Here is a 4,363-nt window from a genome sequence, read left to right as displayed (position 1 = left end):
TCGGCGGTAGCGAGAGCGACGGCGTCGTTGATGCCATCGCCGACCATCGCCACCTTCTCCCCTGCCGCTTGGAGTTCACGGACGACGTCGGCCTTCTGGGCGGGGGCGACACCGGCGTGGACGCGTTCGATGCCGAGCTCGGCGGCGATGCGGGCGCCGGCGGCGGGACTGTCCCCGGTGAGGAGAACGGTGGTGAGGTCCTGCGCGCGCAGCGCACTGATGGCGTCGGCGGCGCCGGGTTTGATGGTGTCGGCCAGGGCCAGTAGCCCGATTAGGTGTCCGTCGCGGGCGACGAGGGCGACGGTGTGCCCTTGTTCGTGGGCGTCGGCGAGCGCAGTGGCGGCGGGGGTGAGGTCGATGTCGTGTTCGCGGAGGAGGTCGGCGTTGCCGATGAGGAGGGTGCTGCCGGCAATGCGGGCGGTGGCGCCGAGACCGGGGAGCGCGGTGAAGTCTTCCAAGGAGTGCAGGTCGGTGACGTGAGCGCGGGCGGCGTCCTGGATGGCGCGAGCGATCGCATGCTCGGAGCCCTGCTCGACGGACGCGGCGAGGCGCCAGAGCTCGTGCTCGGGGATTCCGAAGGCGGTCGCGGTCTCGACGGTCATGCGGCCGGTGGTCAGGGTGCCGGTCTTGTCGAGGACAACGGTGGTGATGGTGCCGGAGGCTTCGAGGGCGTCATGGCCTTTGATGAGGATGCCAAGGGTCGCGGCCCTGCCGATGCCGACCATGAGCGCGGTGGGGGTCGCCAGACCCAGGGCGCAGGGGCAGGCGATGATGAGGACGCTGATCCCGATGCCGAATGCCTGCGCGAACGGGGTTCCGGTGAGCGTCCAGGCGACAGTGACGATGATCGCGAGGGTGATGACGGCGGGCACGAACCAGGTGACGATGCGGTCGACGAGGTTCTGCACGCGCGCTTTACGTGCCTGTGCCTGTTCGGTGAGGGCCGCCATCTGCGCCAGCTGCGTGTTCGCGCCAACCGAGGTCGTGGTCACTTCCAGCCGGCCGTCGGTGCTGATCGTGCCGCCGGTCACCGATGCGCCGGGGCCGACCGGGACGGGGACGGGTTCTCCCGTCATCATGCTCGCATCGACCGCGGCTGTGCCCGCACGGACAGTGCCATCGGCGGGGATGATCTCCCCCGGGAGGACGACGAAAATGTCGCCGATCCGCAGCGCCGTGGCGGGCTCAATCGCCTCGACGCCGTCGCGGACGACCCGGACGTGGGTGGCGGCGAGAGCGTTCAGCGCCCCGAGCACGTCTCCGGCCTTACGGCGGGAGCGGGTCTCGAAGTAGCGGCCGGCGAGCTGGAACGTCGTCATGCCGGCGGCGACGTCGAGATAGATCGAGTCCGCGCCTGCGGGGGTGACACCGAACCCGAGCCAGTAGCCGGCGGCTTCCGTGGTGCCGAACCCCAGCAGCAGGGTGAGTATCGCCCACCCGAACGAGGCGGCGATGCCGAGGGAGACAAGGGTGTCCATGCTGACCGCGCCGTGACGGAGGTTGCGGAGCGTAGCCCGGTGAAACGGCCACGCAGCCCAGGTCACGATCGGCAGCGCCATCAGCACGCAGACCCATTCCCAGCCGGGGAACCGCCACCCGGGGACGAGCGCGAGGACGATGGTGATGTCCATCAGTGGCACGGTGAGCAGAGCGGAGACCGCCAGGCGGCGGCGCAGGGAGGAGATCCGCACCTCGGTGGCGCGCGCGGACCAGGCGTCGTCGCTGCCGTCGCGCAGGTGCGCACCGTATCCCGCGTTCTCGACCTGACGGATCGCCGTGGGCACCTCACTGTCGGGGAGCCCTGTGATGATGGCGCGTTCGGTGGCGTAGTTGACGCTCGCGGTCACGCCGTCGAGCTTGTTCAGGGCCCGTTCGACGCGTCCGGCGCACGCGGCGCAGGTCATGCCTGAGACGTCGAGTTCGACAGGCGCAGCCGACGTTCGTCTGGCTCTGGTGTCAGAGATCGTCATGGTAGTGGCTCCTCCTGGGTCGCCGGTCTCGGGCCGGGACGAGATGCCTCGCGTTCGGTGAGCTGGTTGAGCATCCGGTTGTAGGCATCGAATTCATCATCCCGTCCGGTGTCGAGGTGGCGGTCTTTCCGACGGGCTTCGCGGGCGTCTTGGCGGCTCCATTGGATGGCGAGGGCGACGATGACGATCATCAGCGGGATTTCTCCGCCCGCCCAGGCGACACCCCCGCCGAGATACTGCTGCGCCTGCAGGTCAGCCCAGGGAAGGTCGAGTCGCAGGTAGAAGTCTTCGGCGATGATCTCGGGGGTGGTCATCAGGATTACTCCGAAGAAGGCGTGGAACGGCATCGCCGCGAGAACGTAACCGAGTTTGCCGATGTGCGGCAGGGGTCGTGGGGGGCGGTCGACGCCGATGATGAGGCTGTAGTAGAGGTAGCCGACGATGAGGAAGTGCAGGTTCATGAGCTGATGCGCCCAATGGAACCGCATGTACTCGCCGAAGATCCCCGTGAAGTACAGGCCATAGTATGAGCCGACGAAGAGGATGAAGACGATCAGCGGGTTGTAGAGGAAGCGCAGCACCCGCCACTGCAGCACCCAGGTGATCCAGTCGTGAAGACCTGCCGGCTTGTTCCGGTCGGAGCGGCTCGCGCGCAGCAGCAGGGTGACGACGCCGCCGAGGACGAGGAGTCCGGGGGCGAGCATGTTCAACGACATGTGCACGATCATGTGCACCCCGAAATCGGGGGCGGAGTACTTCCCGAACCCGGAACTGGTCGCCACGATTACCACGGCCCATCCGGCCAGCCAGGCGGTCGTTCGTCCGATGGGCCACGTGTCTCCACGACGGTGCAGCGTACGCACCGCGACCAGGTAGACGGTGATCGCCGCGGCCGCGATGCCGAGGAAGAGGAGGTTGGGTCGCCACTGTCCGAACAGCACCAGTAGGGTCGGCGCGTCGGGCACCTCGAAGCCCATGAAGACCTGGCCGATACTTGTCGGCACGAAGTATTGCGGCGGGGGCTGCCGAGTCATCGCCACTCCTGTGCCGATCCACCCGGCCACCGCCACACCGCACACGGTCAGAAGAACTGTGAGGGCGCCGGCGCGCATTCGGCCGCGTCGGGCTTGCCACCATCCGTATGACATGGCCCCGGTGAGGACAGCCAAGCACGCACCACCGGACAGAATCAGCCATCCCGTCACCGAACCGGTGATGGGAGAACCAGCGAGCTTGAACACTCCGATAACCGCATCGCTGACGATGATCAGCGGCAGCGCGATGATTCCGAGCAGGAACAGGCGACGCAGCGTTTCCGGGGGTACAAAGCGCCCGGAAGCGACGCGCAGGCCGGAGACACAGACTGCGCCGAAGAACGCGTACACCGCGACGGTCTGGAAGACCGCGGCATCGCCGCCGAAGTCGTGGTCAGGGCCGACCAGAACCTGCCCGGTGACCACCGGCGCAAGAATTCCGATCGCGGATACCCACAGCGGGATGAGCAACCCTGTCCATCGGTCCGCGAAGTACGACGCGAACAAGACGATCAGCGCCGCCATGAGGCTGATCGTCCAAGCTTTCGGCGCATCGCTGGCGTCCCATAAGAAAGGGAGGGCATAGCTGATGCTGAGCCGCTCCAGCGGGGCGCCGTTGGCGTCGAGTGCTTCAAAGATCACCAGCGCCCCCGCGCAGAGCGCCCAGGCGCCGGATGCGATCCGCAAGACTCTGATCTCGAACCCCTGCGAAAGATACTGTGCTCGCTGAGCGGGGGCGTCGCGCAGGAACAACAGGTGTACGATCGCGCCGACGCTGACCAGGCTCGCAGCATGTGCCGCAACGAGCAGCACCGTGGTGATTACGGCGACGTCAACCCCTGGGTAGCTGACGAAGATCTTCCGGTACGGTGCCTCCCCAAGCAGCACGGCCACCGTGACCGGGAAAGCAATCCCCAGGATAGAGAACCCCAGGATGAGGGACGTGATGGCGCTGCCCCGAACACTCCGGACAGACGTTCTTTTCGTCTTGTGTGGGTCGATTGCAGCGGGAGATGTTTCAGTCATTCTGCGACAGGGATGGCCACGAACTCACTGCGTAGCCGGCTTCCTCGACCGCGCGTTCGACATCGGCGCGGTCGGCTCGCGCCGATGTCGTAATCAAGACGCGTCCGGACACAGCATCAACGTGGGCGCCGAGAACGGTCGGCAGCGCGGTCAGCTCCGCTGTGACGGCGCGTTCGCAGTGCTCGCACGTCATCCCGTTCACCCAGAACTCGAACTCGGCCATGACTGCTCCTCCTGATGCCGGACCACGCCATTAACTCTACATTGTGTCGTAGATGTGTGGGGTGTGACACTTCTTGTAGACGGTCGTTACCAGGAAGGAACGACAGGCAG

Annotated in this window: 3 protein-coding genes; all 3 read right to left on the bottom strand. The window is 66.5% G+C overall.

Features of this window, described 5'->3' with window-relative positions; translation table 11 throughout:
• Window positions 1-1,970 (bottom strand): heavy metal translocating P-type ATPase (locus ACODR5_RS13400; RefSeq protein ID WP_488983906.1); only part of this gene is annotated, 1,970 nt, incomplete at its 3' end.
• Window positions 1,967-3,898, bottom strand: a complete 1,932-nt coding sequence (locus tag ACODR5_RS13395; protein ID WP_315900940.1) for a cytochrome c oxidase assembly protein — start codon at window positions 3,896-3,898, stop codon at window positions 1,967-1,969. The genes ACODR5_RS13400 and ACODR5_RS13395, both read right to left, overlap by 4 nt.
• 124 nt (window positions 3,899-4,022) lie before the next feature.
• Window positions 4,023-4,253 carry a heavy-metal-associated domain-containing protein gene (locus ACODR5_RS13390; protein WP_179430630.1) on the bottom strand — a complete coding sequence of 77 codons (231 nt, stop codon included), beginning with the start codon at window positions 4,251-4,253 and terminating at the stop codon, window positions 4,023-4,025.
• Between the last annotated feature and the right edge of the window lie 110 nt (window positions 4,254-4,363).

It is taken from the genome of Microbacterium sp. FG3, from assembly GCF_057809335.1.
The sequence above is the reverse complement of the archived record's forward strand: the minus strand, read 5'-3'. Positions and strand labels throughout refer to the sequence as shown.